The 5,814-nt window shown below is 58.1% G+C and carries 5 protein-coding genes and 2 pseudogenes; 3 read left to right on the top strand and 4 right to left on the bottom strand.

Translation table 11 applies throughout. The annotated features are described in order from the left end of the window. A partial coding sequence (locus I71_RS34725; protein ID WP_049975862.1) for a substrate-binding domain-containing protein occupies positions 1–1,361 on the bottom strand: 1,361 nt, incomplete at its 3' end. Positions 1,362–1,489: 128 nt separating this feature from the next. Next, entirely contained in the window at positions 1,490–2,560 is a 1,071-nt protein-coding gene (locus I71_RS01630) for a hypothetical protein (protein WP_148294119.1), read from the bottom strand. 172 nt (positions 2,561–2,732) lie between these two features. On the opposite strand from I71_RS01630, the pseudogene I71_RS01625 reads away from it, so the two are divergent. Beyond that, a pseudogene (locus I71_RS01625) lies at positions 2,733–3,440 on the top strand (IS6 family transposase). Positions 3,441–3,587: 147 nt separating this feature from the next. Next, on the top strand, positions 3,588–3,791 hold the full coding sequence (locus tag I71_RS40930) for a hypothetical protein (RefSeq protein WP_159107332.1): 204 nt from the start codon (positions 3,588–3,590) through the stop codon (positions 3,789–3,791). On the opposite strand, the pseudogene I71_RS37045 reads toward I71_RS40930, so the two are convergent. Both I71_RS37045 and I71_RS37040 read right to left on the bottom strand, forming a co-directional pair. After that, positions 3,784–3,887 (bottom strand): annotated as a pseudogene (locus tag I71_RS37045) (IS5/IS1182 family transposase); the annotation flags it as partial. The gene I71_RS40930 and the pseudogene I71_RS37045 overlap by 8 nt on opposite strands. Positions 3,888–3,914: 27 nt before the next feature. Then, a complete protein-coding gene (locus tag I71_RS37040) occupies positions 3,915–4,928 on the bottom strand; it encodes a hypothetical protein (RefSeq protein ID WP_148294118.1) in 1,014 nt (337 codons plus the stop codon). Positions 4,929–5,345: 417 nt separating this feature from the next. On the opposite strand from I71_RS37040, the gene I71_RS37035 reads away from it, so the two are divergent. Next, a partial coding sequence (locus tag I71_RS37035; RefSeq protein ID WP_148294117.1) for a WD40 repeat domain-containing protein occupies positions 5,346–5,814 on the top strand: 469 nt, incomplete at its 3' end.

The following is a 5,814-nucleotide window of genomic DNA, read 5'->3' as shown; positions in this document are numbered from 1 at the left end:
CGCGCCCGGCTCTCGGTGTCGTTGCAGGCGACATAAAGGTTCCGGCCGATGCCGATCTCCTCGGCAACCGTGATGCCGCCGAAGCCGGTGATGCGGTTGGCGATGTTGTGGGCCCGGCGTCTGGATAGGTTCAGATTGTGGGCATCGCCGCCGGAGGCGCTGGCGAATCCTATCACCACCAGCTTGCGGCCGAGATTCTCCGGACGGCCCATGAATACGCGCAGGCGGTCGAGATTATCCTCGGCAGCCGCGTCGATCACGTCCTTATCATGGTCGAAGCGGAAAGTGGTCGACAGGCGGGTGTAACGGTCGGTGAGCGCGCGCATTCGCTCGATGGCGCTCTCCTCGGCGCGGCCACGGGTCTGGCTGTTGGCCTTCGGGTTGGTAAGGGCGGCGCGGCGCATCGCGGTGATGCTCTCGTCACCGAGTTCGATCGCCTGGTTGACAAAGCCGGCGCGTTCGACAGCATCCTCGGCGGTGGCGCTGCCGAGGAAACGGACGAAGGGTTCGACCCAGGGGTTGCGGCTGTCGGGCAGGCGATGCATGTAGAGCCGGCGGAATAGCGGATATTCCTCGCTCTTCACCAGGAAGGGATGCGGAGGATATTCGATCCCGCATTCGTCGACGCTGACAGCCTCGTTGTTATGCACGTAGGCGAGGCCGGTGAAGCCGACGGCACCCGGGGTGCCGCTCACCTGGTCGGACAGCACCTCGCTCGATTCGATCTCGGTGCCCGCCAGCGGGCTTTGGGCTCCGTCGAGCAGCAGTGTGCGGAATGTTTCGAGGGTTCCTGACCCGTCGGGGCGGTGGAAGACCTGGATCGGTCCCGGCCGTCCGCCAACCTGCCGCCAGTCGGTGATGCGGCCGGTGAAGATCCCGCCGATCTGCTCCGGCGTCAGGGCGGGCACATGGTTGGCGGAATTGACAAAGACGGCAAGCCCGTCGAGTCCAACGACGGTTTCGCTGCTGCGTCCGCGTGGATCCGCAGCGCCGGCGCGCCTCATCATATCCAACTCGCGGTCGTTTGGCGCACGCGACAGCATCGCCAGATCGGCGCGGTCGCCCACCAGATCCGGAATGCCGGTGGAGCTGCCATGGGCGAAGACCTCGACCCGTGCTGGCAGGGTGGGATTCCCGCCCTGAACGGGGGCGGCGCTTTCCAGTGGGGCGTGCGATATCCAGGGAGCGAGAAGGTTGCCGTTGCTCTCCACCCACCGGCGCAGCAAGACGGGAGCGAGTTCGGCCCCGATGGTGTTCGAACCATGCAGGCGCAGGACCGTGCCGGTGACTGGGGAGTCGCGCCGGACGACCGTGAAGGGCCGGGCATTCGCCTTCAGATAGCCCAGCGGCCAAGCCGCCATCGCGTCTCGGGTAAAGGCGACAGTCTTGTGCGCGAAGTCCAATTCCGTAGCGAGAACCCGCAACATGCGGCCCGACACCCGCAGGTTGGCTATAGAGAAGTTTTTGCAGACGTCCTTGATCTCGGGATTCACATTGATGTCGAGATTTCGGTGCAGAGATCCTTCAGCGCGTCGTCCCGGTCGGCGCGGGCGATGTAGGCGTCGATCTGCGGTCCGGTGACAGGCGGAAGCTGGTCGCGGTTGCGCGGGTCGGTCAAGGTGACGAGGGCCCAGACCGCTCCGCCGGCCAGATAAACCCGGTCACGGTTGATGGCACCGGGCCGACGGTCGAATTCGGATCGCACCATCGAACGGTAGCGCTGCGCGATCCAGTCGTCGGCTGCCTGCCTGAACTCGATGGCGCCCCTCCCGTCATCGATGGCCTGGGTGGCGGACCGGGTTCCGAACGGGATCATGGCCGTCCGAAACTCGTTACCTTCGACGAACGACACCTTCAGATTTCCGCTGCCGAAATCGATATACACGGCATGGCCGTTCGCCTCCGCGCGGCGGTCGGGGGGCAGCATGCCCGTGGCGGCGGTGAACAGATATCTGGCCTCCTCGTCCGCGGTGACGTAGGAGAAGCGCTGAGTTGGAGACAACACGGCCTGAATGGCCTGGGCCAGCCGGTCGGCGTGCGCCTTTTCCCGAACGCCGCTGCTGCCAACCACGAGCAACCTGTCATCGGTCACGCCGAACTCGGTCTTAAGCCGGTCCCGCAGCGCCGAGACGGCTCGGACGGTGTCATTCAGTGCGGGTTCGTCCACCGGATTGGTGTTTTCCGTGGCCACTGTCCGGGGGGACAGGCAGCGGATATAGGTGTCCTGGTTTTGTTGGCAGCCCGGATCGGTGTCCGCCCGTTCCAGCTTGAACAGGTGGGCCTTGACGCCTTTCGATCCCACCTCCAGCACGGCGTGTGGGCGACCGTCCGCATCGGTCAGATCCGCGGCGACCGCGCTGTTGAGCCTGAAACTGAACCGCTCGTGCTGCTGGAAGCCATCGAAGCGGATCGGCGAGAGCGCCTGAACAGCCAAAACAATCGCGATTTTCCAGGAACTGCGAAGGAAAAAGGGAATAGCGGCAAGCGCAGGGTCCGTCATTTTTTTGTAATAATTGTGAAACATATCGACTCCGCCACCCAGAGGCACAATGATGGTCATAAAACATCCTGGCCGATTATCATACTATCGATAGTCAATTTTCAAGCGTGATGACTCGAGAATTGTGAGTCACCTATGTACCGAGACGCAACTTGGGGCCACAATACGAGAGGGCCCTGTAAACTTGTTGCCCCGCAGTTGCTGAGGTGGTCTGTTCAGGGTATGGAACGGCATGGCGACACGCCTTGATCCCCGCTACGCTGGCTACCGCTATCCCGCTGAGATCGTTGCCACAGCGGTGTGGCTGTACTTCCGCTTTCCGCTCAGCCTGCGGATGGTCGAGGATCTGCTGGCGAAGCGCGGCATCACGGTGAGCCACGAAACGGTCCGCCACTGGGCCCGGAAGTCGGCCCCGAGATCGCCACCCGGTTGCGCCGTCGGGCACCAAGGCGGGGCGCTGTAAAGGCCGAATGAAGTTTCCGGAACGGTCGGTCGAAAAATCCCCAGATGGTTTGGCGGGCTATGGATCGGCTTCGTTCTCGACGTGCTGGTTCAGAGTCGGCGCGACACCAGGGCGGCCAAACGCTTGCTGCGCAAGCTGCTGAAAAAACAGGGCCGGGCTCCGCGCGTGTCGGTCACTGAAAAGCTGAAGTCCTACGCTGCCGCCAAGCGGGAGCTGGGGATGGGCGGGGAGCACCGCCAGCACAAGGGGCTGAACAACCGGGCAGAGAACTCCCACCAACCCACCGGCGGCGCGAATGGCAGCGAAAGCGCTTCAAAGACCCTGCCCAGGTCCAGCGTTTCCTCTCCATCCATGACCCGATCAACAACCTTCCATCTGCTGCGTCGCGACAGCCTCCCCGCCTCCGACTACCGCACTGCCCGCGCCCAGGCTTTCGCCACCTGGGCCGAGGTCGTCGGCGCGCCGTTGGCCGCGTGATCAACCGGTCCAGGGGTGTTCAGGGGCAAACCGCGCCCTCGCAAACCGCCAGTGCCAGCAAGTTGACGGTGCCATCCAGCGTGCTTCACCCCGGAACTGGTTTCCTTGAAGATGCCCACCACCTCGTAGCCGGCGCGGGCGGCGAAGGTGAGCAGGTCGTGTTCCTGGCGGGCAGGACAGGTCGGCGGTGAAGACCCGGCAGTAGAGGGCGGCACGCTGTCCCATTTGAACCCTCCCGGCGCGGTGGCCGGCAAGCCGGTCGCCGTCATCCTGCGCCCCGGCAAGACGCCTGACGGCGCCGAGGTGGCAATGGTGCTGCGCCATGTCGTACGGGCTATCCGCGCCCGCTGATCACACGGCGATCGTTCACGCGCGGCTTGCCTCGGGTGTCGCGCGGACAAGCCGGCCAAATTGCTCCGCCGTCAACCAGAACTGACCACCGCTCATCGCAATGCACCATTCCAGGACGTTGAATCACGACGGCTCGCTGGCGGAAAGGCTCTTTATGGGGCCGGACCCTAAGGAATCATACCATTCTCGAAGCATCCTTCCCCAGACCAAGTACCCTTCACCGTTGGTGTGCACGTAATCAAAGGAACAATATTCTTCGCGAAGACCTTTTTCTCCTGACAGCATTGCATCGACGTCGATGATTGCAGCATGTCGGCCCAAACCTCCAGACCTCATCACGTCATTAACCCATCCAGTATGATCGGCAGCCAGCATTCGGTTGTCCAATCCACCCCCTGGTATGCTGAAATTGGGCCGGGCAATCGTATGGAATGCACATGGTATATGCCGCGATTCCAGTTTATCGGCCACTTGTCGCATTCGATCGATCAATTCTCCTGGATCGAACAGGACGAATGCGGTCAGATCTATAATTCCAACGGAAATCGCCACAGCAGAAGCACCCTTTTCGACAGCGAAGTCGACACGCTCCATCAATGCCTCGCTCGACAGATGAGGAACGCCTAAATTATAGGTATTAGGCATTTGCGATAAACAAATACTGGGAAGGTGATATAATGTTGAATCCCCGACAAGAGCTACAAAATTGGGCGTGAAACTGATCCTTTCCGATACATCAAACGATGGACGGTACTTTTCTCGGTAATTCTTTCTCTGGTCATCTCTTGATTTTCTATACATGCATACATCGTTATAAAGGCTCATGGCGTTGTATATGCATGAGTGTGGAATTCCGCGGATTTGGAAGGAAATAGAGTATTCTTTATAATATTCATAACCGATCAAAACGATATCGTCTTTTTGGTATGATTTTGCCATACTTTCAATTGATATGACATCCCCGCTCGGCCTGGGGTGAACTTGGCGGGTTTTGTTTTCTGGGAAATTTTCATTTATTATTGGCGTTATGACATCGCTAATTTGCTTCGTGGCACAAATAAATATCACGCCCTTCGGGGAAATTTGATTGATATCTCCCAAGCACTGCACGCTTGATATCACCTTTTTATTATACAATTCCTACTCCCTTTTTGAAGCTGAATTTCAATCAGGATTGGGCTGCCCTGCCCCCATTTACAATGGAGTAACGCCTTACACCTTATCAAGGTGTGAGCTGTGCCTATCCAGAGACTCCGAGGCAAAAACGATCACTCTACGCCCTATCCTCTTTTCAGGTTCTATCACAGATGATAAAATAGAATTGGAACTCATGTCAATGATTGAACATCAAAATTGGATAGGTTGAAGCATTTTGGAACGGAAAGAATTAATGAAGCGATCCGGTGGAAATGGAAATCTGATTTTCCCGAAGCAGATTCTGTCATTGATGGATAAATGCGTTTTCATGCCTTTATAATTGATGGGGATATTTTTGCAATTTTGGCGCTCTATATTAAAAATATAGACTCCATGAACATTTCTTGTGGATAAAGAATGATGTCGATCTTCAAAAATATTTCTGCCTGGACAAAAAATTCTGCTGCTATTGTTCGGAGTCAGCCCGATCATGGGCGCGCAATTCTGGCGTTTGATCTAACTGGCGATGCTCAAAGGCTTCTTTCCAGCCATATCGACGGCTCTCTTCTGCTGTGGGACCTTCAGACGGATGAGATTCCCCGGAAAATTTCCGTAATGGATAAACCCATTATTGCTCTGGCGCTTGTGGAAGACGGGAGCATAGCGGCAACCATTTGCAGTGAGAACACCGCGAAGCTGTGGAACATTGCGACAGGCGAATGTTTCGCCGAGATACCGGGTTCCTATTCCTGCGTTATACGAATTGACGGAGGAGGATTTGCGCTTGGCGGTATGGATGGTCGGGTAAACGTCTGCCGAAACGGAGGCGTGGTGTATGCGTGTTTTGGCGATGGAGGAGGTGTGTCGGGGCGCTTGCAATGTGGGG

Source organism: Azospirillum sp. B506, from assembly GCF_000333595.1.
Lineage (GTDB): Bacteria > Pseudomonadota > Alphaproteobacteria > Azospirillales > Azospirillaceae > Azospirillum.
This window is presented reverse-complemented; position numbering and strand designations above follow the sequence as displayed.